This is a genomic window from Neisseria sp. CP9 (assembly GCF_047758525.1).
In the GTDB taxonomy this organism is placed as follows: domain Bacteria; phylum Pseudomonadota; class Gammaproteobacteria; order Burkholderiales; family Neisseriaceae; genus Neisseria.
The window spans coordinates 2,641,393-2,668,004 of record NZ_CP180502.1 but is presented as its reverse complement, the minus strand read 5'-3'; the positions used below and the strand labels follow the sequence as shown (position 1 = coordinate 2,668,004).

Below are 26,612 nucleotides of genomic sequence, written 5' to 3'. Positions count from 1 at the left end.
AAACGTATAAATTGGACAATAACCTAATAAGGTCGTCTGAAATCAGTGGACTTCGCGCCAACAGTTTTCAGACGACCTTTTCATCACTTTATCTCAATCTACACTCAAATCAGGCAAACACCAGCTTGCCGCCCTCTTCTTTCACATGAATCGTGCTGTCGGGCGCGTATTTGCCTTCGAGCAGGGCTTTTGCCAGCGGGTTTTCGATTTCCGACTGGATGGCGCGTTTGAGCGGGCGGGCGCCGTACACGGGGTCGAAACCGGCTTTGGCAATCAAATCCAAGGCGGCATCGTCCACTTTCAGGTGCAGGTGCTGCGCTTCTAGGCGTTTTTCCAAGCCTTTGAGCTGAATTTTCGCAATGTTGCGGATATTCTCCTGATCCAGTCCGTGGAACACGACCACTTCGTCGATACGGTTGATCATTTCGGGACGGAAGTAGGCTTTCACCTCGTCCATCACCGCTTCTTTCACGGCTTCGTAATCCTGCGTGCCCATTTGTTGAATGTGCTGGCTGCCGATGTTGGAAGTCATGACGATAACAGTGTTTTTAAAGTCTACTGTGCGGCCTTGTCCGTCGGTCAGGCGACCGTCATCCAATACTTGCAGCAGGATGTTGAACACGTCGGGATGGGCTTTTTCCACTTCGTCCAAAAGAATCACGCTGTACGGTTTGCGGCGGACTTGTTCGGTCAGGTAGCCGCCTTCTTCGTAGCCGACATAGCCCGGAGGCGCGCCGATCAGGCGGGCAACGGCGTGTTTTTCCATGTATTCAGACATATCGATGCGGATGAGGTGGTCTTCGCTGTCAAACAGGAAGCCTGCCAAAGCTTTGCACAACTCGGTTTTACCCACGCCGGTCGGGCCTAGGAACAGGAAGCTGCCGTAAGGTTTATTCGGGTCGGCAAGGCCGGAGCGGCTGCGACGGATGGCGTCGGACACGGCGCGCACGGCTTCGTCTTGACCGACCACGCGGCGGTGCAATACTTCTTCCATTTTCAGCAGCTTGTCTCGTTCGCCTTCCATCATTTTGGACACGGGGATGCCGGTCATGCGCGATACGATTTCGGCCACTTCATCCGCTCCGACTTCGGTACGGAAGAGTTTGTTTTGTTTTTTGCCATCGGGGTTACTTTCCGCCGCCTGCAACTGCGCGCCTAATTTCGGCAACTCGCCGTATTCGAGTTCGGACGCACGGGCGAAGTCGCCTTGGCGTTTGGCCTGCTCGATTTTGACTTTGATGTCGTCCATCTGTTTCTTAATGTCGGCGGTACTCGAAGACGCAGCTTTTTCGGCTTTCCAGATTTCGTCCAAATCGGCGTATTCTTTTTGCAGGCCGTCGATTTCCTCGTCTATCAGCTCCAAACGTTTTTTGCTGGCGTCATCGCTCTCTTTGGCAACGTGCATTTTTTCCATTTTGAGCTGAATGATGCGACGGTCGAGTTTGTCCATCTGCTCGGGTTTGCTGTCCAGCTCCATTTTGATGCGGCTGGCGGCTTCGTCAATCAAATCAATCGCTTTGTCGGGCAGGAAGCGGTCGGTGATGTAGCGGTCGCTCAACTCTGCGGCGGCAACGATGGCGGGGTCGGTAATGTCGATGCCGTGGTGGATTTCGTAGCGTTCCTGCAAACCGCGCAGGATGGCAATGGTGTCTTCCACGCTGGGTTCGCCGACCAATACTTTTTGGAAGCGGCGTTCGAGTGCCGCATCTTTTTCGATGTATTGGCGGTATTCGTCCAAAGTGGTCGCGCCGATACAGTGCAGTTCGCCGCGCGCCAAAGCCGGTTTCAACATATTGCCCGCATCCATTGCGCCGTCGGTTTTGCCTGCGCCGACCAAAGTATGGATTTCATCAATGAAAATCAGAGTGTTGCCATCGTCTTTTGCCAAGTCGTTCAACACGCCTTTCAAGCGTTCCTCAAATTCGCCGCGGTATTTCGCGCCGGCAATCAATGCCGCCAAATCCAAAACCAGCAGGCGTTTGTTGCGTAGGGATTCAGGCACTTCGCCATTGACGATGCGTTGCGCCAAGCCTTCGACGATGGCGGTTTTACCCACACCCGGCTCGCCGATCAACACTGGGTTGTTTTTGGTTCGGCGTTGCAGCACCTGAATTGCGCGGCGGATTTCGTCGTCGCGGCCAATAACAGGGTCAAGTTTGCCGTCGCGGGCGCGCTGGGTCAGATCGAGCGTGTATTTTTTCAACGCATCGCGTTGGTCTTCGGCATTGGCATCATTCACGTTTTGTCCTCCTCGTACCGCGTCAATCGCGGCATTGATGTTTTGTTCGGTCGCACCGGCTTCTTTCAGGATTTTGCCGGTCGCATCGTTCTGCTGCACCAAGGCAAGCAGGAAAAGTTCGCTGGCGATATAGGCATCGCCACGTTTGGTTGCCGCTTTGTCCATCAGGTTCAACACCGCCTGCAATTCGCGGCTGGGCAGAATATCGCCGCCCTGACCGGACACTTTCGGCAGGCTGTTCAAATGCTGCTGCAAACGCTGTTTCACCTGCGGCACGTTCACGCCCGCATGAGCCAAGAGCGCGGCGGCTCCGCTGTTTTGGTCGTCAAGCAGGGCTTTCAGCACAAAGCCCGCTTCCAGATAGCTGCTGTCCGCAGCCAACGCCAAACTCTGAGCTTCTGCAAGGGCTTGTTGGAATTTGGCGGTTAATTTGTCGAATCTCATCTTTTTGGTTTCCTTTGGTTAGAATTTCGTTACACCCAATATAGGCCCAAATGTGGATAACTCAACACCAAAAATTTCATTAAAATAGAAAAATATGTTTATACTACTGTTTTATATAGATTTTAATTTTAAAATATATGTGTATAACTTTTATTGTTTGAGTTCAAAAGAGATTACCGATACAAAAATAAAGACTTCCACATTCGCAAAAAAGGTCGTCTGAAAACATTTTTCAGACGACCTTTTTGACAGTCGAATACTAATAAAATCAATCAGTTCCCACAGAATCAGAACTAAGACAATCCGCTCAATTCCAGCAAGACATCTTCCTTACCCCTCCATATACCCCTGTTCCCGCATCGAGCAGACTTCTTTCGCCGTAACAATGAAATGATCCAAAAGCGAGACATCAACCAATGCCAAAGCCTGTTTCAGACGACCTGTGAATGCAATGTCTGATTGCGAAGGCGTTGCCGAACCGCCGGGATGATTGTGCGCGATAATCAGGCTGTCGGCGTATTCGTCCAATGCGAGCTTGACGATTTCCCTGATATAGACGGTATTCTCTGCCACCGTTCCACGCGAGAGTTCACGCATGGCAATCAGCCTGTTTTGGCGGTTGAGCAAAAGCGCGGTGCTGACTTCTATCTTTTCATGCCCCAAATGCAGGCGCAAATAGTCGGCAACAGCTTTCGGACTGGAAAGCGTGATGTTTTCCTGCAAATCCTCGCCCAAAATTCGCCTGCCGATTTCTTTGACGACGGCAAATTGGGTAAAACTCGCCAAACCCATGCCCTTGTATGCGGAAAGTGTTTTAGCGTCGGCGCTCATCAGTTTGCCCAAGCTGCCAAACTCGTTCAGCAGATAACGTGCCAAATCCACCGCACTCATCCCGCGCGTACCGACCCGCAGCAAAATCGCCAGCAGCTCCGCATCGCTCAATGCGCCTGCACCGCGTGCCAATAATTTTTCACGCGGTCGCTCGCCTTCAGGCCACTGTTTGATACTCATGTTTTACCCCTTGCGTAAAAATTCACGGAAAAAATTTATTTGAAAATCTGTTTCTCATTGTGCTTGGGTAAAACCCCACGCCAAGAAACTACTTTTATTGTTAATATTTCAAATTTTATTATATTTTGAATAAATATTTAAGATAAAAGCATAATATCTATATAAATTAATTGCATAAAAACAACGCGCTTAAATTTCCCATATGAAGGCAACTGCTCCTTCCTATTTGCCCATATGGGTTTGATAGTAGATTCAATCCGACCGATAACAAGCCGCACTGTTTAAATCGAATCCGCGAAAAATCAGCCCCTTCGGGCAATTTCGTATTGCCCCTGCGTGCCATAGGCTAATATAATAGCGAGTTCTGCGGAGACGGTTTACCCTTGTATTTCCAGCCGTTTCCCATCCATGCTGCCCGTGCGCTTCACAAGAGTTTCAGACGACGTTTCGACGTTGCGACTCCCGCCAGCAATCAAACAGCTTTTTATCACCCTTTCGAAAATCCGTTTTGCCGGTACTCGTCATTTTTATTGGAGTATTGCCATTATGACCGCAACCACTGCGTCTTCAGCCAAACCTTATCTCAAAATCCAAGGCTTGGTGAAAAAGTTTGGTGACAATTACGCTGTCGATAACATCGACTTGGATATTTATCAACATGAAATCTTTGCCCTTTTGGGCAGCTCCGGCAGCGGTAAATCCACGCTGCTGCGTATGCTGGCGGGCATGGAAAGCCCTAATCAGGGCAAAATCATTCTGGACGGTCAGGACATTACCAAACTTGCCCCCTACGAGCGCCCCATCAATATGATGTTTCAAAGCTATGCCCTGTTCCCGCACATGACTGTGGAGCAGAACATTGCCTTCGGTCTGAAACAAGACAAAATGCCCAAAGATGAAATCGCTGCGCGCGTGGAAGAAATGCTGCGTCTGGTGCAGATGACCAAATACGCCAAGCGCAAACCGCATCAATTGTCCGGCGGTCAGCAACAACGTATCGCTTTGGCACGCAGCTTGGCAAAACGTCCGAAAATCCTGCTGCTTGACGAACCTTTGGGCGCGTTGGACAAAAAATTGCGCCAACAAACCCAGCTCGAATTGGTCAATACGCTGGAGCAAGTCGGCGTAACCTGCATCATGGTTACCCACGACCAAGAAGAAGCGATGACGATGGCGACCCGCATCGCCATTATGTCCGACGGTCAGTTGCAACAAGTCGGTACGCCTAGCGATGTGTACGACTATCCAAACAGCCGCTTTACTGCCGAATTTATCGGCGAAACCAATATTTTCAGCGGCGTCGTGATTGAAGACCATGCCGATTATGCCGTCATCGAATGCGAAGGCTTGGAAAACCACGTCCGCATCGACCACGGTCTGGGCGGCCCGAGCGAGCAAGACATTTGGGTCAGCATCCGTCCTGAAGACATTGATTTGTACAAAGAAAAACCCGACCACTTGGGCAGCTTCAACTGGGCAAAAGGCACAGTGGAAGAAATCGCCTACTTGGGCAGTTTCGCGATTTACCACATCAAACTCGCCAATGGTCGCGTCGTTAAAAGCCAAGTTCCTGCACCTTATTGGTATGTGCGCAACATCACGCCGCCGACTTGGGACGAAACCGTCTATATCAGCTGGCCGGAAAATCAACCGACTCCGTTGTTCCGTTAATTTAAGGGGAATGAGATGAACCTTAAAAAACTGAAAAACAAACTATTCCGCCGCCCGGGTCAGCGTGCGGTCATCGCCGTGCCGTATATTTGGCTTTTGGTGCTGTTTCTGATTCCGTTCGCCATCGTGCTGAAAATCAGCTTTGCCGAACAAGAAATCGCCATTCCGCCGTTTACGCCGCTAACCAGCGTCGATGAAGATTTAGGTCGTCTGAACATCGCCATCAGTTATCAAAACTATGCCGATATTTTCCAGAATTTTTGGAATACCCTGAATCCGTTCGGCGACAGCGAAAACAGCAATATCTATCTGATGACCTATTGGTCTTCGATTAAGACTGCGCTGACAACGACCATCATTTGTCTGCTGATCGGTTATCCGACCGCCTATGCGATTTCGCGCGCTAATCCCGCCATGCGCAACGGTCTGCTGCTTGCGATCATGCTGCCCTTCTGGACTTCCTTCCTGCTGCGCGTCTACGCATGGATGGGCCTGCTGGGACACAACGGCATCATCAACAATTTCCTGCTCAAAATGCAGATTATTGAAGAACCTTTAGACCTGTTTTACAACGCGTTCTCGCTGAACTTGGTTATGGTTTATGCTTATCTGCCGTTTATGATCCTGCCGCTTTACACGCAACTGGTGAAACTCGACAACCGCCTGCTCGAAGCTGCTTCTGATTTGGGTGCAGGACCAGTCAAATCGTTCTTCACCATTACCCTGCCCCTGTCCAAAACCGGCATCATCGCAGGCTCCATGCTGGTTTTCGTTCCCGCAGTCGGTGAATTCGTGATTCCCGAGTTGGTCGGCGGTTCGGAAAACCTGATGATCGGTAAAGTCTTGTGGCAAGCATTCTTCGATCAAAACAACTGGCCGTTGGCTTCTGCCGTCGCCGTCGTCATGGTCGCACTGCTGGTCGTGCCGATTGCGCTGTTCCAGCATTATGAAAACCGCGAATTGGAAGAAGGAGCCAAATAATGCAAAAATCCCGATTATCTTGGTTCCTGAAACTGATGCTGATGCTGTCGCTGGCATTCCTGTACATTCCGCTGGTCGTCTTGGTCATCTATTCGTTTAACGAATCCAAACTGGTTACCGTTTGGGGTGGCTTTTCGACCAAGTGGTACGGCGCATTGCTGGAAAACGACACCATCTTGGAAGCGGCTTGGCTGTCGCTGCGCATTGCCGCTGTTTCCTCGCTTGCTGCCGTTGTTTTAGGTACGTTGGCAGGCTACGCGATGGCGCGTATCAAACGCTTCCGCGGCAGCACCTTGTTCGCCGGTATGATTTCCGCGCCTATGGTTATGCCTGACGTGATTACCGGTCTGTCCATGCTGCTCCTGATTATTCAGGTGCAGATGTTCCTGCAAGGCAGCGAATTGCTACAAAGACTGTACTTCGACCGCGGTTTCTTCACCATTTTCCTCGGACATACGACGCTTTGTATGGCATACATTACCGTCGTCATCCGTTCGCGTCTTGTGGAGCTCGACCAATCGCTCGAAGAAGCCGCAATGGACTTGGGTGCTCGCCCGCTGAAAATCTTTTTCGTCATCACCCTACCCTTGATTGCCCCTGCCATCGCTTCAGGCTTCCTGCTCGGCATTACCCTGTCGCTGGATGATTTGGTGATTACCTCCTTCCTATCCGGCCCCGGTTCTTCCACATTGCCGCAGGTGATTTTCTCCAAAATCAAGCTGGGTCTCGACCCGCAGATGAATGTGTTGGCAACCATCCTTATCGGCATCATCGGTACGCTGGTCATCGTCATCAATTACTGGATGATGCGTCAAGCAACCAAACGTGACCGAGAAGCCGCCGAAGCCTACCGTCAGGAAAAGCTTGCCGCAGAAAAAACAAATTGACCCAATCAGACAGGCTGACCGCATCAATGCAAGGTCAGCCTGTTTTCTTCACACAACCCGTTTAACCCACTTTTCAGACGACCCTCAACTACCCTCCAAAGGTCGTCTGAAACCACCGTAAAGCATTACCCTATGATTCATCCCAATTTTAAAGAATACCTTCCCTCCTATTATTTCAGCACCATCAATCCCCACGCCGCTTATCCCAAACTTGAAGGTCGTCTGAAAACCGAAACCTGCGTCATCGGCGGAGGATTGACAGGAGTTTGCACCGCCCTCCCCCTTGCCGAAAACGGACACGAAGTGATCGTACTCGAAGCCGCACGCGTCGGCTTCGGCGCATCTGGACGCAGCGGCGGGCAAGTCATCAGCGATTACGCCTGCGGTATGGAAGAAATCGAAAAACAAGTCTGTTTGGAACAAGCCCGCTGGTTTTGGCAGCAATCCCTGCAAGCCGTCGAACTCGTTGACGAACGGGTTAAAAAACACCAAATCGCCTGCGATTGGCAGCGTGGCTATGCTACCGTCGCCATCCGCCCGCAGCATTGGGAAGAATTGCAACAATGGCATGAACACGCCCAAAAACATTACAACGCCACCCATTACGAACTTTGGGATAAAGACACGCTCAAACAACAGCTTAACAGTGATATGTACTTAGGCGCGCAATTCGACCCCCATTCCGGCCATCTCCATCCGCTCAACTATACCCTGGGCGTCGCCCGCGCCGCTGCCGAAGCAGGCGCGCAGATTTTCGAACAGTCCCCGATGACCCGTATCGAACCCTATCAAGGCGGCTGGCTCGTCCATACCCCGGACGGCAGCATCGAATGCCAAAACCTCGTGTACGCCGTCAACACCTACGCCGGTTTGCATCAAAAATTCAAGCCGTTGGAAAAAAAAGCCATCGCCGTCAGCACCTTCATCATCGCCACCGAACCGCTGGGCGAACGCGCCAAAGAACTCATCCGCAACAACATGGCCGTCTGCGACAACCGCCACGTCCTCGACTACTACCGCCTCAGTTCCGACGGCCGCCTGCTCTTCGGCGGCAAAGACAACGAGTTCATCGACGACCCCGACCGCATGACCGAGCTTGTCCGCCAAGACATGCTCAAAGTCTTCCCCCAGCTTGCCGATGTCAAAATCGAACATTCATGGGGTGGCGAATGCGACATCACCGCCAACCTTACCCCCCACTTCGGCAGACTCGCGCCTACTGTTTACTATGCCCAAGGCTACTCGGGACACGGCATGGCGATTACCGGCATAGCAGGCCTTGCCATCGCCGAAGCCATCATGGGCGACGATGGTCGTCTGAAACCGTTTGAAAAACTCAAACACCCGAACATCATTACCCAACCTTTCCTGCGCAAACTCGGCTCCTTCCTCGGCTCGAAATATTACCAATGGAAAGACAGCCGTTAAGTATTTGGTTAAGCTCGAACATATAGTGGATTAAATTTAAATCAGGACAAGGCGACGAAGCCACAGACATTACAAATAGTACGACAAGGCGAGGCAACGCCGTACTGGTTTAAATTTAATCCACTATACAAACAAAAGGTCGTCTGAAAACCCGATTCAGGTTTCAGACGATCTTTTTGATATTGAATAGAAGGCTTTCAATCGAACTGCTATCGCATCAAACTCACAACGAACACTCAATAAATCCAGATTCCCACCCTCTCCATTTGCGTCCCAAACCCATCACATCAAATGAATCTCGCTTGCCGGATTGGAAACATTTTCATATACGGTAATCGAAAAAATTTTCCCGCTTTCGTCAAACACAATTTCCAGATAAGGCTTATCAGGGCTGCGGTCGCGGTTGAACAGGCGGAATGCCCTTTGCGCCTCAAAAATCTTCCCGCGCGCTTTCAAATATTCGGGCAGCTGGCTGATGTTTTGAAAACTCCCACCAAACCCGCCGCCGTGTTTCTTGAGATATTCCGGCGTTGCTTCTATGCCGAAATTGCGCGTTATTCTCAGCGGCTGATTTGAACCTTGGCTCGTATGACTGCCTATTGATAAAACCAAAGTATTCTGCTGCCTGAGTGCCTTCATCTCTTGAACTAACGGTTCTATCACCTGCTCATTATAGCTTCGCTCCCCTTTTGTCATCTGATCAATAGCTTCTATCACTTTATTAACGTTTTCAGGGTCATTCGCATCGATATCAGGAAACATTGCCTGAGCCAGAGGATCATCTCCGCCGGGAATGCCCCAAATCGCCGCCAATTCTTTAGGGCTGCGTTCAAACAAACAACTGGAATCGATATTCTCGGCAACCTGACGGACAAAATCATCAATGCCGTCAATCTGATGCAGATTGGCACAATTTGAAGAAGGTGCGCTTTCTACTTGCTTGACGCTATTGGAGGTGGACACCATTGGAGTCAAATCAGTTTGGGAAGAAGCAGATGACGTGGAGGATGGAACAGCGGATGCGCCGACTTCTTTGGTTTTATCTTCTTTGTTCGGAGAACACGCGGTCAGCATGATTGCGGTAAGTAATAAGAGAAGTGATGACGTTTCGTTTTTCATTGTATTGTTTTCAACATATAGTGGATTAACTTTAAACCAGTACGGCGTTGCCTCTCCTTGCCGTACTATCTGTACTGTCTGCGGCTTCGTCGCCTTGTCCTGATTTAAATTTAATCCACTATAAAAAGGTCGTCTGAAAATCTGCCATTTCATTTTTCAGACGACCTATTATTAATAGAACCAAAGAACCTCGTTATTGCCAACAAGGTTCTCAAGCTATCTTACCCGACGCGGTAAAACGCCAAGCTGCCCAAAAGGTTGGGGAAGTGTTTGACCTGTTTGTTGCCCGTCATGACCGCGCGCTCGAGGACGCGGATTTTGTTTTTGGCACACAATAAATCAAAGTCTTTGAGCGTACACCAATGGATATTCGGCGTGTCGTACCAATGGTAGGGCATGCGTTCGGAAACCGGCATATGCCCGCCGATAGCGATTTGGAAGCGGTTGCGCCAGTAGCCGAAATTTGGGAAGCTGACAATCGCCTGTTTCGCCACGCGCATGAGGCAGCGCAGGATTTTTTCGGTGTTTTGCATGGCTTGGATGGTTTGGCTCAAGACGATAACGTCAAACGTCTGATCGCCAAATTCTGCCAAACCCTGCTCCAAATCGGCTTGAATGACGTTCACGCCGCGCGACATGGCGGCGATGACGCTGTCGGTATCGATTTCGATGCCGTAGCCGCTGCATTTTTTGTGTTCCACCAAGGCCGCCAGCAATTCGCCGTCGCCGCAGCCCAAGTCTAAGACGCGGCTGCCTTCAGGAATCCAGTCGTAAATCAACTGTAAATCGTCGCGCAAATTCATGATCGGCAATCCTTGTCAACATTGTTCATATAAACCGCTACGGCGCGCATATAGGCTTCGTCTTCCATCAAAAAGGCGTCATGGCCGTGGTTGGATTTGACTTCGATATACTGCACCGGCTTGTGCGCGGCAATAAGCGCTTTGACCAGCTCTTTGGAACGCGCGGGCGAGAAACGCCAGTCAGTGCTGAAGCTGGCGACAAAGAATTTCGCTTTCACATTTTGCAGGGCGCGGGTCAGGCTGTCTCCAAAATCCGCCGCCGGATCGAAATAGTCCAAAGCCTTGGTCATAAGCAGGTAAGTGTTGGCATCAAACCGTCCGACGAATTTGTCGCCCTGATAGCGCAGATAGGATTCCACTTCGAATTCAACGCCAAAGCCGTATTGATAGCCGTTTGAACGCAAATCGCGCCCGAATTTTTTACCCAAACCGTCTTCGGCAAGATAAGTAATGTGTCCCATCATGCGGGCAATCCGCAAGCCCCGTGCGGGAACGGTATTGTGGCTGCGGTAATGTCCTTCGTTGAAATCGGGATCGGTCAAAATCGCCTGACGCGCTACATCATTAAACGCGATATTTTGCGTCGAGAGTTTCGGCGCAGACGCAATCACTAAGGCATGGCGCACGCGCTCCGGATAGGAAATCGTCCACTGCAAAGCCTGCATGCCGCCCAAGCTGCCGCCGACAACCGCCGCCCATTGTTCGATGCCGAGATAGTCGGCAAGCGCGGCTTGGGATTTTACCCAGTCCTTCACCGTAACTACCGGAAAATCCGCGCCGTATTCCCTGCCCGTTTCAGGATTGATCGACAAAGGCCCGCTGCTGCCGTCGCAGCCGCCCAGATTGTTCAAACCGACCACGAAAAAACGTTCCGTATCAATCGGTTTGCCGGGTCCGACCATATTGTCCCACCAGCCTGTGTATTTATCCTCCGCCGAATGCCTGCCCGCAACATGATGGTTGCCCGACAGCGCATGGCAGATTAAAACCGCATTGTTTTTTTCGGCATTCAGCTCGCCGTAGGTTTCAATCATCAGATCGAAACGAGGCAAAGTTTTACCGTTTTCCAAAACCAGCGGCATCTCAAACGGAATTTTTTGGGGCGTTACAATGCCCACCGAGGCATTTTGACTCATATCCTGTTCCAACAAATGCGGCGAAAAGCGTTATTATATAGCAAACGGCATGACTTTTTGACACGGTCGGACAAGCAGCCTGACGCGCTCAAACATCCGTCCCCATGCCGCCGTGCCCGAACCATACTTTTTCAGACGACCTCCCCCGCTCCCCGACATGATAGGCAGACTTTTCCGTATTTTTTTCTTTTTCGCACTTGCCGCGCTGATTATCAACCGCCTCTTCAGCCACAAGCAAAAACGCGCCCTGCGTGATGTCGCAAAAATCAGCGCATGGGTGCTGCTTGGCGCAGCCGCAGCGACGCTATTTTGGTATCTGGTCATGCTGTATTTCAAACACATCCCGGATTCTTATTGACCGGATATTCATAGACAACAAAAGGTCGCCTGAAAACGCAAATCTGCATTTTCAGACGACCTTTTCCCGCATATTAAAAATACGGAAGATTGCTACATTACCAAAGCGGCTGTCTCAACTCAACGTTTAGAATCCGACTTCTGCTTAAACTCTATTCCGACGAACGTCCGTTTTGGATTGCCGCGCTCCACCTGATAAAGCTGGCTGTGTTGCGCGCGGGCGTAATCGTCGGTCTGTCCGGCATGATGTTCCGCCAACTTTTGTGCCAGCAGGGTCAAAGCCAATTTTTTGTTGGCATGTTGACTGCGTTCGCTCTCAACGCGCACGGAAATACCGCTTGCTTTATGAGTAGCACGCACAGCACTTTCAGTTTTATTGACGTGCTGCCCGCCTTTGCCGCCCGAACGGCAGGTTTGAAACTCAATCTCGCTTTCAGACGGCATTTCAGGCATATCAGGCATGCGGAAAACGCCGATATACCAGTTTTTACGCGGATGCTTTGGGCGGACGGGGCTGGCGCATATCCATTGGAGCGAACCTTGCCAACGCTGCGCCAGAGTTTCAGCAGGTTTGCCGTCCAATTTAAGCACCGCCGACATAATGCCGTGTTTATCGGCAGTTTCGGAGATGATTTCCACTTCGACACCTTCCGCCTGCGCCTCAGCGAGCAGCCTGCCCAATACGAAACGGGCAAAGATGCGGCATTCGGCGGGTCCTTGGGCGGTGGAAATTTGCAGATAAATCGTTTGTAAATTTTGCTTCATATTTATTCTCCGCATCCGCCGCTGGTTTTGTAAGTCAAAACGGGCTTGAACCGGGCGACCAATTCAATCAGACCTGCGTTTTTCATGGCTGAAATGACGCTGTCTATGCTTTTATAAGCCTGCGGAGCTTCTTCAAAAATCAGAGCCTTATCTTGACAAACGACCACGCTGCCGAATGCGGTTTGGCGCAGGCTGTCGGCGGAATATTTGTGCGACAGCCTTCCTTTGCATTCGCCGCGCTGCCATTTCCGTCCTGCGCCGTGTGCCAATGTGTTCAGCGAAATTTGACAATCTTGGGTCGGCAGAACCAGATAGCTGTAATCGCCGCGCGAGCCGGGTATCATGACCAGACCTTTATCAGCAGGTGTTGCGCCTTTGCGGTGCAGCCAGCCGGTTTGTCCTGAGATTTCGGTTTGCTCGAGGAAATTGTGATGCACGTCGAGCAGGCAATCTCCTTCCGTGCGCCAGCGGTCTAGCATTCTGGCGGCAATCAGGCGGCGGTTTAGACCGGCGAACTCAAGGGCTGCCTGATGTTCGGCAAGATAGTCCGCCGCAGCCTCGCTGCCTTCTGCCAAACCTCGATGTCCGTAGGCTTCGACGTGGCGTCGCAAAATTTGCTGACCCAAGCCGCGCGAACCGCTGTGTACCAACAATTGCAAACGGTCTGAATCAAAGTCAGCGGGAAGCAAATCAGCGCGGTAAACCGTTTCGACACTTTGCAATTCGGCAAAATGATTGCCACCACCGATGGTGCCGACAGCAAGGTCGTCTGAAAACGGAAAATCGGATGCAGCTTCTCCAAGTAAGACTTCTTGTTCGTCTTGGCTCAAAGGCGTATCAATGTTGCCGAGCTGCTTGGCAAGTTTGACGGGTTTGAGTTTGGCGGCGGACAAATCCGTTTGCCAAAACGCCATGCCGCAACCGATGTCGTTGCCGATGAGCGCGGGGTAAAAATGACGGTCGCTGAAAAAAGCTGCACCGACGGGATAACCGCGCCCCGCGTGCAAATCAGACATACCGGCTACGCGCAACATGTGCGGCAGCTTGGCGGTGGTTTCGAGTTGAGCGACGGCGTTGCCTTCAATCCAGGTTTCTGAATCAGCGATGATGTGAATATGATGGGGATATTGATAATTGCCCATGTGTATGCTTTCTTTAACACGGACAGATGGCAAAACGAGTCCAAACCGACAAAACGAAAAAGATGTCCGGTTTGAAAATATACCGACTGCCGTCTGACATTTTCAGACGACCTCTGTCCGATTGATGGGAAAGCAGCCCGAAGCGGGCGATATGGGAAATGCGGGAACGCGTTGTCCGAAAATCAGGCCGACGCTTGGGCTGCAAAGAATGTGATTGAGCGGATTGAAGTGTTGCGTGTCATGGCTGCTCCTTTCTTTGCATGTGAAAATTGAAAACAGGCGGATTATAGGGGAAATGTTTGAAACGTTACAATCAAACTGTGTTTTTTATGAAGAAATGTTGTATAACTGCCATAATGTAATGAAAACAAAAAAGCAGCCTGTTACACTACCCGCACCATCGTTCCACGTTGTCAGACCGCCGCTTGGTTTATCATCTGTTCAAACCTGTTCCAACAAGTTTTCAGACGACCCCAAAGGTCGTCTGAAAATCAAAAACACAAAAATCAAAACCTTACCGACCACCCATACGCATCAACCGCAGCACGCCCAACCGCTGGCGGTGAAACTTCCGAAAAGCCATTCAAAAAGCGGACTGCACGCCAAATTCATTTTGTAAACGGTTCCACACAGGGGTCATCTGAAACCACCAGAAAGGCAGAAACCATGAATCCTAAATCTCTCTACCGCGCCGCCCTGCTCGAATGCCTCAATTATGTCTGTTCTGACGAAGCCTACGCCGCCTACCGCAAACTCGCCAAAAAAGGCTGTCCCGACGGCTGGTTCGGTCTCGGCAATGCCCACCAATACGGCGAAGGTGCCAAGCCAAACCTCACCAAAGCCGAAAAATATTACCGCCGTGCCGCCAAACTCGGTCATCCCAAAGCAAAGGAATCCCTCGGCCGCCTGTACGAATTTGCAGAAAAGCCCGACTACCGCCGAGCCCGCAAATGGTATACACGTGCCTTTAAGCAACACAGTATTACAAACCCCGATATAGCCTATGCAGCCTACCGCCTCGGCTGGCTGAACGAGCGCGGCCTCGGCGGCAAAAAAGACATTAAGACAGCCTGCCTGCTTTACCGCAAAGCAGCCAAAGCGGGTTGCGCCGAAGCCCAACGCGCCTTCGGCTACCTATACGATGAAGGCCTCGGTCTGCCCCGAAACTACACCAAAGCCTACAAATGGTACGCCCGCGCCGCCTTACAAGCGGATGAAGCCGCCTGCAACAACATAGGCTTCCTCTACTACAAGGGCAACGGCGTGCGCCGCAGCAACAGCCAGGCGAAAAAATGGTACAAACTCGCCGCCCGCGCGGGCTGCATCATGGCATTATCCAACCTCGGTATCCTCTATGAAGATACAGGTCGTCTGAAAAAAGCCGCCCGCTATTACCGCCGTGCCGCCGAGGCAGGCAACAAATATGCCGCCAAGCAATTAAAGAGGCTAGAAAAGTAGAAGCCTGAACAATAAACCAAGGTCGTCTGAAAACGGCGTGTAGCGTTTTCAGACGACCTTTCACTTACTTCATTCCAAAACCTCCAACCATTTCTCCAGACCGTGTTCAAGCGATGTTTTGGTTTTTAAATCTAATTTTTTCATCAGCCGCTTTTCGTTCTCCACATGCGGAAACAAAGCTTTCTCAATCAATTCTTTGCCTTTGTCGGTCAGGCGTACCAGCATACTTCGCGCGTCGTCCGGATTGGGCAGGCGGTCAATTAAGCCTTGGTTTTCCAGATTTTTCAGGCGCGTGGTCATGGTGCCGGACGTTACCATCAGCGCTGAAAACAGCTCGGTCGGTGTCAGCGTATAAGGCGCGCCGCTGCGACGCAGGGTGGCAAGCACGTCGAACGAGCCTTCAGTCAAACCGTATTCTCCGTAAACTTTCTCCAGTTCGCGCACGATTAGTGCAGTAGCGCGTTTCAGACGACCTATCAAAAGCATATTTTCGGCTGCCAATTCAGGCAGTTCCTGTTTCCATTGGGCAACGGCGCGGGCAGGGGCATCGACATGGTCGGTCATTTTGTTACCTTTATTGTTCAGAACCCCTTTATTTTATCTTGACTTCAAGTTAATCTCTATTTATATTTAGCTTGACTTCAAGATAAACAAACCGGAGAAACTCATGTTTGCCGATAAACAAGCCGTTTTAAACGCCTTCCGTTTCCGCCACGCCTGCAAAAGCTATGACGCAGCGAAGAAAATCCCTGCCGATGATTTTGCCTATATTCTGGAAACCGCACGCCTGTCGCCCAGTTCGTTCGGGCTGGAACCTTGGCGGTTTTTGGTGATACAAAACCGTACTCTGCGCGAAGAGTTGCGCGGCATCGCATGGGGCGCGGCGGAAAAAATCATGGATTGCAGCCATTTTGTGATTCTACTGGCGCGGACGCAGGCTGCCATGCAGGCGGATTATCAAGAAAAAATCTGGGGCGGTGTGCATGGAATGCCGCCTGAAACCGTTGGAATGATGCAAAAATTTTTCAAGCAGTTTGCCGAAACCGATTTTGCCATTGCCGATAATCCGCGCTCGTTTAACGATTGGGCAGCCAAGCAAACCTATATCGCGTTGGCAAACATGATGACTGCCGCCGCTTTGATTGGTGTGGATTCCACGCCGATTGAGGGCTTTCAAAAGGAAAATGTGGAAAAGTTGCTGTCCGGCAAAGGCTTCATTAATCTTGACGAATACCGCGTCAGCGTCATGGCGGCGTTCGGCTATCGCGCAGGCGAACCCAAGCGTGCCAAAACGCGGCAGGCGGTAGATGATGTGGTTGATTGGATTGAATAAACGCCTGAAAATCAGCAACACAGACATTCACCAGTTGGTAAAATCAAGAGTTTTGACCGATGGTAGCCTGCACTTGAATGAAGAAGGTTTCCGATAGGCCAAATTTCCCACCCGCTTATTCATTTATTTGGAGGACTTATGCGCTTGCACTATTCCCAATATGCTCTTAATACCTATAAGGCACTGCTGGCCTTGGAAGCCAGCCTCACACTGGATAGTACCCTGAAAGATTTAGTGAAACTGCGTGTTTCGCAAATCAACGGCTGCATTTTTTGTGTCGATATGCACGTTAAAGAAGCCAAGCTGCACGGCGAGCGCGAACTGCGCCTGCATCATTTGGCCGTTTGGCACGAATCAACCCTGTTTACTGAAAAAGAACGGGCTGCGCTGCAATGGGCGGAAAACCTGACCCGCATCTCCAAACAGGGTATCCGCGATGCAGACTACGCAGCGGTACGCGCCCATTTTGATGAAGAAGAACTGGTGGCATTGACCCACGTCATCAACACTATCAACGTCTGGAACCGCCTGAACGTGGCTTTTGCCACCCCAGCAGGCAGCATGGACGGCCTGATGGGATTGGAGAAGGCAGGGCTGGTTTAGTCTGGCAAGACAATCTGAAATCGATCAAACAACAACAGGGGCTACCTAAAATATAAAAAGCAGTCTGCACATTCAAAACCAAAGTGCAGGCTGCTATTGCCCCATCACACCCCATTCCCTTTTTTTCAGACGACCTACTGCATAGTCAATCTGAAAAGCTGCATTCCTACGAGAATCAAAATGCCCAGCCGTACCGCCACCATCCTGACCACCGCGCTCGCCCCGCTGATTTGGGGCAGCACCTATCTCGTGACCACCGAATTCTTGCCGCCTGATCGCCCATTTACCGCTGCACTGATACGCGTGTTGCCCGCCGGGCTTTTGCTGTTGGTGTGGACGCGGCGCATACCCAAACGCGATGAATGGGCAACCGTTGTCTTGCTCGGTTTTTTGAACATCGGCTTTTTTCAGGCAATGTTGTTTGTGGCGGCGTATCGCTTACCGGGCGGACTGGCGGCGGTATTGAGTTCGACGCAGACGCTGATGGTGCTGGTGTTCACTTGGTTAATCGGCAAAACCATGCCGCCGAAAGCAGCTTGGGCTTGGTCGGCGGCAGGCGTTGTGGGGATTGCGCTCTTGGTTTTGTCGCCGCAGGCGCGCTATGACGGGACGGGGATTTTGGCGGCATTGGCGGGCGCGGCGGCGATGGCGCTGGGCGTTTATTTGTCGAAACACCGCCGTACTTCGTTGCCCGTGTTGGCGTTTACCGGCTGGCAGCTTTTTATCGGCGGCTTGTTTTTACTGCCCGTCGCCCTGCTTGCCGAACTGCCGCTCGAATCTTTAAGCCCCGCCAATATCGGCGGCTATCTGTATTTGTGCCTGTTTGGTGCTGTGTTGGCTTATGTGTTGTTTTTCAAAGGGATTGCTAAACTTTCGCCTGCTGCGGTTTCATCGCTGGGATTGCTCAGCCCCGTCTCGGCATTTGTCTTGGGCTGGCTGTTTTTAGGACAAAGCATGGACGCGAAATCGCTGGCAGGATTTGCGTTGGTATTGGTATCGATATTCGGGGTGCAACGTGCAGTCATGAAAAAGGTCGTCTGAAAACAGCCTTGAGCCTTCAAGCTGCTTTTCAGACGACCTCTTGCGCCGGCCAGTTTATTTCTTCAAGAATGCCCGTTTCAGAATAATCAGCCAATCTTTTTTATCCAAAACAGGGCGTTGCGTGAATACATCGTATTTGCTGCCGTCCAGTTTCTGCAAAATCAGTTGTCCGCCTACAATAATCATCCGCAATTCAAATCCCAAGCGGCCTTTCAGCGTTTTACCCAAGGGCGAGCCGCCCTTGAGCATTTGGAACGCGCGGTTGCATTCATACGCCATCAGTCTTTGGAACGCAAAATCCGCTTTGCCTTCGGCGATTTGCGCTTCGCTTACTTTGAATTTTTCCAAGTCGTCCTGCGGGATATAGACGCGGCCCTTCTGCCAATCGACGGCAACATCCTGCCAAAAGTTGATGAGTTGTAACGCGGTGCAGATGCCGTCGCTTTGGGCGATGCTGACTTCGTCGGTTTGTCCGTAAAGGTGCAGCATAATGCGCCCGATTGGATTGGCGGAACGGCGGCAGTAGTCGATCAGGTCGCCAAAATCCTGATAGCGGGTTTTGACAACATCCTGACTGAATGCGGACAAAAGATCGTAAAACGGCTGCAGCGGCAGCTTGAAAGGCGCAATGGCTTCGCGTTGCAGACGTTGAATTAACGGAGTCAACGGCACTTCGCCGCGCTGTATGCGGTCAAGTTCGGCTTTGAGTTCGTCCAAAGCGCGCAAGCGTTCAGCAGCTTCGGCATTGCCTTCATCGGCGAGGTCGTCGGCAGTGCGCGCAAAAGCGTAAACGGCATAGGTAGGCTTGCGCAGACGGCGTGGCATAACGAGCGAGCCGACGGGGAAATTTTCATAATGGTTGACGGACATAGCTATTTTAAATTCGGTATCTTGGGGTCGTCTGAAAGTACGGAGCCGCATTGCTCACATGATTGGCTTATGGCGGGCTGTACTTCCAAACCTGTATTAGCAACTCAGCATGATTTTAACACAACACATTATTTTATTAATGATTTAACTGTACGGCGCGCATAGAAATCCGAACGCCAAACACCCAATCATCTTGTTCTCCAAATTCAGACGACCTTTTTCACAAAACGGATTATTAGATACGAAAAAGACGCGAAGTCATCAAACCTTGATTCAACACCAAGCCTCCCTCATTCCCCAATATATCCGCAACCGATTGATTCGCTTATAATCCCCATACTGCCAAGCAAGCGGAGACGACGATGGACATGATGGCTTTCACGAATATTTTCTTAATCGTTCTATGTATTTTTACCATGCTGCTGGTGTGGTCGCGAAATTGGAAGCGCAAACAGGCGTATTTCGAAAAAATCAAAAACAATCCGGACAATCTGAAATGGCTTGAACACAATCTGACCGGAAAAGAAACAACAGACCTCAAAAACATCACCGAGCATTTCGAACTGCCTTTATTGCAAGCGAAGCAACTGCTGGAATACTACAAACAACAGTCAAAAAAATAATCTGCCTTTCCAAACAGGCGGACTGAATAGCGGGCAATATTCGGTCCGCCTGTTTTTTGCTATTTTCAAAAAATCTTTTATTTCTGTATTGACAGAAATAAAAGACAAAAATAAAATACCCTCACTATGAAACTGAATCCGACCACTGAAAAATTCATCCTCCACTGGGGCGAAATGGGCACCAAATGGGGCGTCAACCGTACCGTTGCGCAAATCCACGCCCTGCTCTACATTTTAGGCAGACCGATGAATGCCGAAGAAATCACCGAAACGCTCGGCGTAGCGCGCTCCAATGTCAGCAACAGCATCAAAGAGCTGCAAAACCTGAGACTGGTGCATACCGTGCATATTTTGGGCGACAGACGCGATCATTTTGAAACTTCAGACGACGTCTGGACTTTGTTCCGCACCATCGCAGAAATGCGTATGCAGCGTGAAATCGAACCGACGCGGCAATTTTTGCAAAGCCTGATCGACAGCCCTGAATTTAGTCAGGAAAACGAAACCGCCAAGCAGCGAATCCGACAAACCCATGATTTCATCAGTACGCTTACCACGTGGGCAAATGAAATGTTGAAGCTTTCTACTTCAACCATGGTGAAAATTTTAAAAATAGGCGCCGGAATACAAAAATTTTTCCGATGATGCCAATTAAATGGGTTTTTATAGTGGATTAACTTTAAATCAGGACAAGGCGACGAAGCCGCAGACAGTACAGATAGTACGGCAAGGCGAGGCAACGCCGTACTGGTTTAAAGTTAATCCACTATAATATACCCAACCCGGTTTCTCTTACGCAATCATAGGTGTGTTATGTCGCATTCAACAGAAGATTATTTCAACTATCCGAGAGGCAGAGTCATCATCGCTTATACTGCATCTACGATATTTTTTGCGTTTAGTATCGGTTACTATGCTTTATTCTTTACCGTACCAGCCCTAATTTGCGGTTTGATCTTAAGTTTGACGTCTACATATAGAGACTTACGCGGCCTTATACGGGCCATCATAACCGGATCATTATGCGGTTGCCTGTATCTTTTACTGTTTGGTGCAGATTTTGTCACCAGCCTCCTAGCCGGCATGGTAATAGGCCGTACTTATTCTTTGATTGTTGGCGTTTTGAGCTTGCCCAATCCTCCGGGGGAAGATGATATTCAAAAACCTGCCTAATTTTTTTACCCTTATATTTCTCTTTTGACAGAAATTTTAGAAATTACAGACTAATTATATAAACAACCTGAAATGAAATTAGGAAAGCAATATGTCTGACAATGCTACGCACTCTCCCCCTGCCTACCTGCCTTACTCGATGGGGCTGCTATGGCTATGGAGCGGTACCCAACCTCTGTTTTTCATGCCTGAAATGTCATTGGATTTGCTGCATTCGGTCGGTCTCCCCAATCCGTTGCAATGGCCGACATTGATCGCCGCTTCGCTACTGGACATCGGTTTTGCCTATTTATGCTTCAGCCGCTTTCGCTCCCGTTCAGCAATATGGCTGCTGCAATTGATAACCGTCGCGGCATACAGCCTGATCATTGCCTTCAGACTACCCGAAATGTGGGCGCATCCGTTTGCGCCTTTGGTAAAAAACCTGCCGATTATGGCTACTTTATTTTTCCTGTATCAATCCGTAGGAGATAAAAAATGAACACTTATTTAATCGTTAAAACCCTGCACATCATCTCGGCTACCTTAATGGTCGGCACCGGCTTTGGTACGGCGTTTTACCTCTTTTGGGCAAACCGCAGCGGTTCGGTTGCCGCGCAGTCGGTCGTATCGCATTGGGTCATCAAAGCAGACTGGTGGTTTACAACCCCTGCCGTCATTTTCCAACCTTTGTCCGGCTTATGGATGCTGTACGAACGCGGCTATACCGTGTCGACGATGTTAGAACAAGATTGGATATGGATGACGCTTGGCTTATACGTTCTTTCGGGTATTTGCTGGCTGCCCGTTGTCTGGCTGCAAATCCGCATGGCAAAGATTGCCGAAAAAGCGCATAAAGAAAACGCAGACACCATTCCGGAACCCTATTGGCGTTACGCCAGACGCTGGGAATTACTGGGCTATCCCGCCTTTTGCGCCACTATCGTGATTTACTTCCTGATGGTGATGAAACCGATTTAAAGATTTTCAGACGACCTCAGCAACACCATAAAGAAAAACCATGAACATCATCATTTTCGGAGGCAGCGGCTTCATCGGCAGCCGTACCGCTCAAATCCTCAAAGAACAAGGTCACCAAGTTTGTACGCCCGACCGCCGCGCCTTCGATTTTCTTCATCCCGACGAAACCGCCGCACGCCGTTTATTAGAGGGGCAAGACGTCCTCATCAACTGCATAGGCATCATGAGCCGTCATGCCGAAATACTCGAAACCGTACACCACCACACACCCAGACAGCTCGCTGCATGGGCAAAAGCAGCAGGCGTAACACGCTGGGTGCAACTATCCGCACTGGGTGCCGACCCATCTCAATCCATCAACTTTGTCGGCAGTAAAGGACGTGGGGATGATGCCGTCGTCCAAAGCGGCATCCCGATTGCCATAGCCAGACCATCCGTCGTTTACGGGCGAGGGGGAACCAGCTGCGAACTGTTCATCAAATTAGCCCGCCTCCCTTTACTTCCCCTGCCGGAAGGCGGCCGCTTTCATTTGCAGCCCGTCCATCTAGCCGATGTTGCCGAAGGTTTGGCAAAACTTGCCGTCCAAACCGGCACCGACCATAGCATCATCAATATGACCGGCAGCCAAACACTGACTTTGGCGGAATACCTGACCACCCTCCGCCAAACCCTGCACCACAAACCGCCGCAACATATCCTGCCTATTCCCCTACGCCTGCTTGACCCTGCGCTGCCGTTGGTAAACATCCTCAGCAACGGCATCATCAGCCGCAACAGTTTTGCCCTACTCGAGCAAGGTTCGTGCGCCGATTATTCTGATTTTGCAGCTTTACTGGGGAGAGAACCATTAGCCGCAGAAAACTTTTCCCATCAAAGTTGAATCAGAAATACACACGAAAAGGTCGTCTGAAACCGCCTCGTCATAAGCCGGTTTCAGACGACCTTTTGCCCTAACGCAAGAGACCGCTGATACAATAAAGCGCCCGCCTGAAGAATATTTTGCTACAATATGTAATTATATGTTATATAATCAGTATATTATCAATAAAATAATATTTTTATCACGACTCATATTATGGCTCAGAAACTTAAAACACATATTAAATACATCCTACTTGCTTCCGTCTTGCTCTCCGGCTGTCAGACAACCTTTGAAGAAGATCAAACCCGGCGCAGCAAAATCACCCAATTCGCCCTCAATCACCCCGTAGCGGCGCAAGCCATCGGTATGGAAGACACAGGCTCATTCAATATCAGCAGCAATGCCACGCGTTTTGCCTACCGCAGCGGCTTAGACGACACAGCCAACGGAGATGGCAAAGGCACGCAGGTCAATGCAGTGCGCCAAACATTGTGGCAAGCTGCCATTACCTCCCAATTCGACAACGTAATCGCCGAAGAAGCAGGTAATGCCTACCTTGCCGACATCAAAATCCGCGAAGGGAAAATCAACTATTTCAGCCGTTATCTCGCGGATCAGGCAGTTGACCAACGCAACAACCGTATCGGCCGCAGCATCGGCAGCGGCAGACCCAATACCGACATGAAAACCCTTGCCGAAAGTGTTTTGCTCTATTACCACAAAATCGGCTTGTGGACCGCATCGGAAACGCGCACCGGCGGACGCAAAGTATGGCGCATCACCCAAGAAAAACTCAGCCCTGCCGCCTACCGCGAAGCCATGAAAAATATCGAGCCGCTGGATGCCCAAGGCTTGCGTGAAGAAGAGCGCAATATGCCCAAACCCGACAAAATCGACTCGATTTCCAAAACGGTCAAAGCCATCAGAAAAGTAAAAGACTGATTTTTCGGCACTCTGAGCAAATTTTGAGTAATCCCCCAAAACGGCGTAAACTGTCGCAAACCCATTTTCAGACGACCCCTGCTTGCAAAGAGGTCGTCTGAAAACATTTCTCCTGCCGATTTAGCTGTTTCCAGAAGGACAAAGGACGATTATGAACTTCCCACCGCGTTACGTTTCCGCCACCCGTATGCGCCGAATGCGCAAAGACGACTTCTCCCGCCGCCTGATGCGCGAGCATACCCTGACCGCAGACGATTTGATTTACCCCGTCTTCGTACTCGAAGGCAGCAACCAAGAAGAAGCCGTCCCTTCCATGCCCGGCGTGAAACGGCAAAGTCTGGACAAATTATTGTTCACCGCCGAAGAAGCCCTCAAGCTCGGCATACCCATGTTGGCACTCTTCCCCGTTGTTACCCAAAATAAAACCGAATTGGCAGAAGAAGCCTACAACCCCGAAGGACTCGTTCCTACCGTCGTACGCACCCTGCGCGAAAAATTCCCCGAACTGGGCATCATGACCGACGTCGCACTCGACCCCTACACCATCCACGGGCAAGACGGGCTGACCGATGCAAACGGCTACGTCCTCAATGACGAAACCATAGAAGTTTTGGTGAAACAAGCCTTGTGCCATGCCGACGCTGGTGCACAAGTCGTCGCCCCGTCCGACATGATGGACGGCCGCATCCTCGCCATCCGCGAAGCCCTAGAAGACGCGGGACACATCCACACCCGCATCATGGCGTATTCCGCCAAATACGCTTCCGCATTTTACGGCCCGTTCCGCGATGCGGTCGGCAGTTCCGGCAACTTAGGCAAAGCCGACAAGAAAACCTACCAAATGGATCCTGCCAATACCGACGAAGCCTTGCATGAAGTCGCCCTCGACATTCAGGAAGGCGCGGATATGGTGATGGTCAAACCAGGCCTGCCCTATCTTGACGTTGTCCGCCGCGTCAAAGACGAGTTCGGCGTACCGACCTACGCCTACCAGGTTTCCGGCGAATACGCCATGCTTCAAGCCGCCATTCAAAACGGCTGGCTGGACGGCGAAAAAGTCATACTCGAAAGCCTGCTCGCCTTCAAACGCGCCGGCGCCGACGGCATCCTGACCTATTACGCCGTCGAAGCAGCAAGGATGTTGAAAAAATAAAACGACAACAAAATGCCGCCGGTTTGCACAGAATGCCCGGCGGCATTCATATTAAGGCATTTGCCCGACAAAATTTATTACAACGGAATGAATAATCAGGTAATTTCTGGTAAAATACCGCGACTTTCAAACAAACACTTACAGCGTCCGTTTTATAAAATTCAAAATATATACAATAAAATGAATACAACAACCGCAGATACACTATTTCGGGAAGCTCACTCATTCATGACCCAAATTCCGCCCGATTTTGCCGCCGCAGTTCCACTGTTGCAAAAAGCAGCAAACGAAGGTCATACGGAAGCAGAATTCCATCTTGCAGGCTGCCTGTTACAAGGGCAAGGCATACCTGCCAACCGTGAAGCCGGCATACGCCTGATGCAACAAGCAGCGCGTGACGGTCATCCCTACGCCAGCTACAACCTCCTGCAAATCCAAGAAGCACAAGGTATGCCGCTCAATACCCTGCTCCCCTCCTATCGAGAATTGGCAGAAGCAGGCATTATCGAAGCGCAGCTTAAACTGATGCGCGCTTATCATGACGCAGGTCAGCACGAAGAAGCCGTCGATTGGGCCGTACTTGCCGCCCGCCAGCAAAACCCTCAAGCCTTATATTTTTTGGGGCAGCATTGCCAATATACTTCGCCACCCGACTATCCCCAATCACACCAGCTCTACCAACTCGCCGCCAAACAAGGATTTACGCCGGCGAATTGGCAGCTTGGGTTGCAATACAAGCTCGGACAAGGCGTAGCACCTGACCTTGAACAAGCCGCCCAACACCTCTACATCGCGGCAAGCGACAACATTGCGCCTGCACAGGTCGCCCTTGCGGAAATCCTGCTTCCGACCCATCCCGACAAAGCCATCCGTTGGCTGGAAACCGCCGCCAGACAAAACAGCAGCGATGCTTACGCCAAGCTCGCAGAAATTCATCTGTTGGGCAAAGATGTTCCGAAAGACACGGATAAAGCACGCCGCTACGCCAAAGCAGCCGCCCGCCGCAACCATCCCGAAGCGCTGCGGTTGCTCGGCGATATCTATCGCTACGGACTGGGCATCCTTCCCGAACCCTCCAAAGCGCGCCATTACTATCAGCTTGCTGCTGATTTGGGCAATCTTGCCGCACACCAAAAACTGCTCGCCGACATTGCCCTGAACAATAAGCAAAACTACCCCCAAGCCAAAGAACACGCGTTGAAACGCCAACAGGCAGAGCAATTCTATCAGTTGGCTTTTGCCGCCCATTACGGTCTGAACCGCTCGCCCGACCATACCGAAGCGTTAACGCTCTATCAACAGGCCGCAGATTTGGGGCACAGCAAAGCGCAAACCAATCTCGGCATGATGTACTACAACGGTCATGGAACGGAGACCGACTATACCGAAGCCGCCAAATGGTTCGCGCAGGCGGCACAGCAAAAAGACACGATGGCGCAATACAACCTCGCCTGCCTCTATTTCCACGGAACAGGCGTCCGCCGCAACACAGCCTTAGCCTGCCGTTGGCTTGAAACTGCCATCAATGATGGTCACGAGCAGTCTGAAATCCTCAAGCAACTGCTGGCGCATTGGAAACAGCAACTCCCATAACATCCTACGCTCGGCAAC

Annotated in this window: 28 protein-coding genes and 1 pseudogene; 20 read left to right on the top strand and 9 right to left on the bottom strand. The window is 50.8% G+C overall.

From position 1 onward, the window contains the following. Positions 1 to 109 precede the first annotated feature (109 nt). Positions 110 to 2,683: an ATP-dependent chaperone ClpB gene (gene clpB / locus ACMYUL_RS12890; RefSeq protein ID WP_415770984.1), complete on the bottom strand. Its 2,574-nt coding sequence runs from the start codon at positions 2,681 to 2,683 to the stop codon at positions 110 to 112. 330 nt (positions 2,684 to 3,013) lie between these two features. Further along, positions 3,014 to 3,694: a RadC family protein gene (radC, locus tag ACMYUL_RS12885; RefSeq protein WP_070513609.1), complete on the bottom strand. Its 681-nt coding sequence runs from the start codon at positions 3,692 to 3,694 to the stop codon at positions 3,014 to 3,016. A gap of 546 nt (positions 3,695 to 4,240) precedes the next feature. Here radC and ACMYUL_RS12880 point away from each other — a divergent pair. The 5 genes and pseudogenes from ACMYUL_RS12880 to ACMYUL_RS12860 form a co-directional block, all read left to right on the top strand. Continuing rightward, a complete protein-coding gene (locus tag ACMYUL_RS12880) occupies positions 4,241 to 5,365 on the top strand; it encodes an ABC transporter ATP-binding protein (protein WP_029609631.1) in 1,125 nt (374 codons plus the stop codon). A 15-nt stretch (positions 5,366 to 5,380) separates the two neighbouring features. Then, positions 5,381 to 6,346 (top strand): ABC transporter permease subunit, encoded by a 966-nt coding sequence (locus ACMYUL_RS12875; RefSeq protein ID WP_003759903.1) that lies wholly within the window; start codon positions 5,381 to 5,383, stop codon positions 6,344 to 6,346. Further along, complete coding sequence (locus ACMYUL_RS12870) at positions 6,346 to 7,233, top strand: ABC transporter permease subunit (RefSeq protein ID WP_415770982.1); 888 nt, start codon at positions 6,346 to 6,348, stop codon at positions 7,231 to 7,233. Before ACMYUL_RS12875 ends, ACMYUL_RS12870 begins: the two co-directional genes overlap by 1 nt. Before the next feature lie 132 nt (positions 7,234 to 7,365). Further along, on the top strand, positions 7,366 to 8,661 hold the full coding sequence (locus ACMYUL_RS12865) for an NAD(P)/FAD-dependent oxidoreductase (protein WP_415770981.1): 1,296 nt from the start codon (positions 7,366 to 7,368) through the stop codon (positions 8,659 to 8,661). Between the two features lie 21 nt (positions 8,662 to 8,682). Continuing rightward, positions 8,683 to 8,790: pseudogene (locus ACMYUL_RS12860) on the top strand (IS5/IS1182 family transposase); the annotation flags it as partial. Between the two features lie 153 nt (positions 8,791 to 8,943). On the opposite strand, the gene ACMYUL_RS12855 reads toward ACMYUL_RS12860, so the two are convergent. From ACMYUL_RS12855 to metX, 3 genes are all read right to left on the bottom strand, one after another. Further along, entirely contained in the window at positions 8,944 to 9,780 is an 837-nt protein-coding gene (locus ACMYUL_RS12855; protein ID WP_415772970.1) for an NMB0938 family lipoprotein, read from the bottom strand. Between the two features lie 221 nt (positions 9,781 to 10,001). Further along, positions 10,002 to 10,583, bottom strand: a complete 582-nt coding sequence (gene metW, locus ACMYUL_RS12850) for a methionine biosynthesis protein MetW (protein WP_003743445.1) — start codon at positions 10,581 to 10,583, stop codon at positions 10,002 to 10,004. Further along, positions 10,580 to 11,719 (bottom strand): homoserine O-succinyltransferase MetX, encoded by a 1,140-nt coding sequence (gene metX, locus ACMYUL_RS12845; RefSeq protein WP_415770979.1) that lies wholly within the window; start codon positions 11,717 to 11,719, stop codon positions 10,580 to 10,582. Before metX ends, metW begins: the two co-directional genes overlap by 4 nt. Before the next feature lie 157 nt (positions 11,720 to 11,876). Here metX and ACMYUL_RS12840 point away from each other — a divergent pair, with 157 nt between their 5' ends. Continuing rightward, positions 11,877 to 12,077: a protein MIGRI gene (locus tag ACMYUL_RS12840; protein ID WP_415772968.1), complete on the top strand. Its 201-nt coding sequence runs from the start codon at positions 11,877 to 11,879 to the stop codon at positions 12,075 to 12,077. A 119-nt stretch (positions 12,078 to 12,196) separates the two neighbouring features. On the opposite strand, the gene prfH is transcribed toward ACMYUL_RS12840, so the two are convergent. Beyond that, positions 12,197 to 12,841: a peptide chain release factor H gene (gene prfH / locus ACMYUL_RS12835; protein ID WP_415770977.1), complete on the bottom strand. Its 645-nt coding sequence runs from the start codon at positions 12,839 to 12,841 to the stop codon at positions 12,197 to 12,199. A 2-nt stretch (positions 12,842 to 12,843) separates the two neighbouring features. Further along, the gene (locus ACMYUL_RS12830) at positions 12,844 to 13,983 is read right to left on the bottom strand and encodes an RNA ligase RtcB family protein (protein WP_415770975.1); all 1,140 of its coding nucleotides are present in this window, start codon (positions 13,981 to 13,983) and stop codon (positions 12,844 to 12,846) included. 361 nt (positions 13,984 to 14,344) lie between these two features. Between ACMYUL_RS12830 and ACMYUL_RS12825 the strand changes: the two genes are divergently transcribed. Continuing rightward, entirely contained in the window at positions 14,345 to 14,602 is a 258-nt protein-coding gene (locus ACMYUL_RS12825) for a hypothetical protein (protein WP_342031613.1), read from the top strand. A 47-nt stretch (positions 14,603 to 14,649) separates the two neighbouring features. Beyond that, positions 14,650 to 15,441: a tetratricopeptide repeat protein gene (locus ACMYUL_RS12820; protein ID WP_415770973.1), complete on the top strand. Its 792-nt coding sequence runs from the start codon at positions 14,650 to 14,652 to the stop codon at positions 15,439 to 15,441. A 69-nt stretch (positions 15,442 to 15,510) separates the two neighbouring features. On the opposite strand, the gene ACMYUL_RS12815 is transcribed toward ACMYUL_RS12820, so the two are convergent. After that, positions 15,511 to 16,005 carry a MarR family winged helix-turn-helix transcriptional regulator gene (locus ACMYUL_RS12815; protein WP_070513585.1) on the bottom strand — a complete coding sequence of 165 codons (495 nt, stop codon included), beginning with the start codon at positions 16,003 to 16,005 and terminating at the stop codon, positions 15,511 to 15,513. A gap of 103 nt (positions 16,006 to 16,108) precedes the next feature. On the opposite strand from ACMYUL_RS12815, the gene ACMYUL_RS12810 reads away from it, so the two are divergent. From ACMYUL_RS12810 to ACMYUL_RS12800, 3 genes are all read left to right on the top strand, one after another. Beyond that, complete coding sequence (locus ACMYUL_RS12810; RefSeq protein WP_415770970.1) at positions 16,109 to 16,774, top strand: NAD(P)H-dependent oxidoreductase; 666 nt, start codon at positions 16,109 to 16,111, stop codon at positions 16,772 to 16,774. A gap of 138 nt (positions 16,775 to 16,912) precedes the next feature. Beyond that, a complete protein-coding gene (locus ACMYUL_RS12805) occupies positions 16,913 to 17,377 on the top strand; it encodes a carboxymuconolactone decarboxylase family protein (RefSeq protein ID WP_070513578.1) in 465 nt (154 codons plus the stop codon). Positions 17,378 to 17,557: 180 nt separating this feature from the next. Then, positions 17,558 to 18,418, top strand: coding sequence for an EamA family transporter (locus ACMYUL_RS12800; protein WP_415770968.1), 861 nt, complete (start codon positions 17,558 to 17,560; stop codon positions 18,416 to 18,418). A gap of 54 nt (positions 18,419 to 18,472) precedes the next feature. Here ACMYUL_RS12800 and hpnC read toward each other — a convergent pair whose 3' ends face one another. Beyond that, positions 18,473 to 19,288, bottom strand: a complete 816-nt coding sequence (hpnC, locus tag ACMYUL_RS12795; RefSeq protein WP_070513571.1) for a squalene synthase HpnC — start codon at positions 19,286 to 19,288, stop codon at positions 18,473 to 18,475. Between the two features lie 362 nt (positions 19,289 to 19,650). Between hpnC and ACMYUL_RS12790 the strand changes: the two genes are divergently transcribed. The 9 genes from ACMYUL_RS12790 (at position 19,651) to ACMYUL_RS12750 (ending at position 26,594) form a co-directional block, all read left to right on the top strand. Next, positions 19,651 to 19,911, top strand: coding sequence for a hypothetical protein (locus ACMYUL_RS12790; protein ID WP_070513569.1), 261 nt, complete (start codon positions 19,651 to 19,653; stop codon positions 19,909 to 19,911). A gap of 126 nt (positions 19,912 to 20,037) precedes the next feature. Further along, entirely contained in the window at positions 20,038 to 20,556 is a 519-nt protein-coding gene (locus tag ACMYUL_RS12785; protein ID WP_039409892.1) for a GbsR/MarR family transcriptional regulator, read from the top strand. Positions 20,557 to 20,724: 168 nt separating this feature from the next. After that, complete coding sequence (locus ACMYUL_RS12780) at positions 20,725 to 21,084, top strand: hypothetical protein (RefSeq protein ID WP_415770965.1); 360 nt, start codon at positions 20,725 to 20,727, stop codon at positions 21,082 to 21,084. Positions 21,085 to 21,175: 91 nt separating this feature from the next. Continuing rightward, complete coding sequence (locus ACMYUL_RS12775; protein ID WP_342031621.1) at positions 21,176 to 21,565, top strand: DoxX-like family protein; 390 nt, start codon at positions 21,176 to 21,178, stop codon at positions 21,563 to 21,565. Continuing rightward, positions 21,562 to 22,044 carry a DUF2269 family protein gene (locus ACMYUL_RS12770; RefSeq protein WP_070513557.1) on the top strand — a complete coding sequence of 161 codons (483 nt, stop codon included), beginning with the start codon at positions 21,562 to 21,564 and terminating at the stop codon, positions 22,042 to 22,044. Before ACMYUL_RS12775 ends, ACMYUL_RS12770 begins: the two co-directional genes overlap by 4 nt. Before the next feature lie 40 nt (positions 22,045 to 22,084). Beyond that, entirely contained in the window at positions 22,085 to 22,924 is an 840-nt protein-coding gene (locus ACMYUL_RS12765) for an NAD-dependent epimerase/dehydratase family protein (RefSeq protein WP_342031622.1), read from the top strand. Positions 22,925 to 23,119: 195 nt separating this feature from the next. Next, positions 23,120 to 23,848 carry a hypothetical protein gene (locus tag ACMYUL_RS12760; RefSeq protein WP_070513551.1) on the top strand — a complete coding sequence of 243 codons (729 nt, stop codon included), beginning with the start codon at positions 23,120 to 23,122 and terminating at the stop codon, positions 23,846 to 23,848. 151 nt (positions 23,849 to 23,999) lie between these two features. After that, positions 24,000 to 25,001, top strand: a complete 1,002-nt coding sequence (hemB, locus tag ACMYUL_RS12755) for a porphobilinogen synthase (protein ID WP_342031623.1) — start codon at positions 24,000 to 24,002, stop codon at positions 24,999 to 25,001. A gap of 180 nt (positions 25,002 to 25,181) precedes the next feature. Continuing rightward, entirely contained in the window at positions 25,182 to 26,594 is a 1,413-nt protein-coding gene (locus ACMYUL_RS12750) for a tetratricopeptide repeat protein (RefSeq protein WP_415770961.1), read from the top strand. Positions 26,595 to 26,612: the final 18 nt, after the last annotated feature.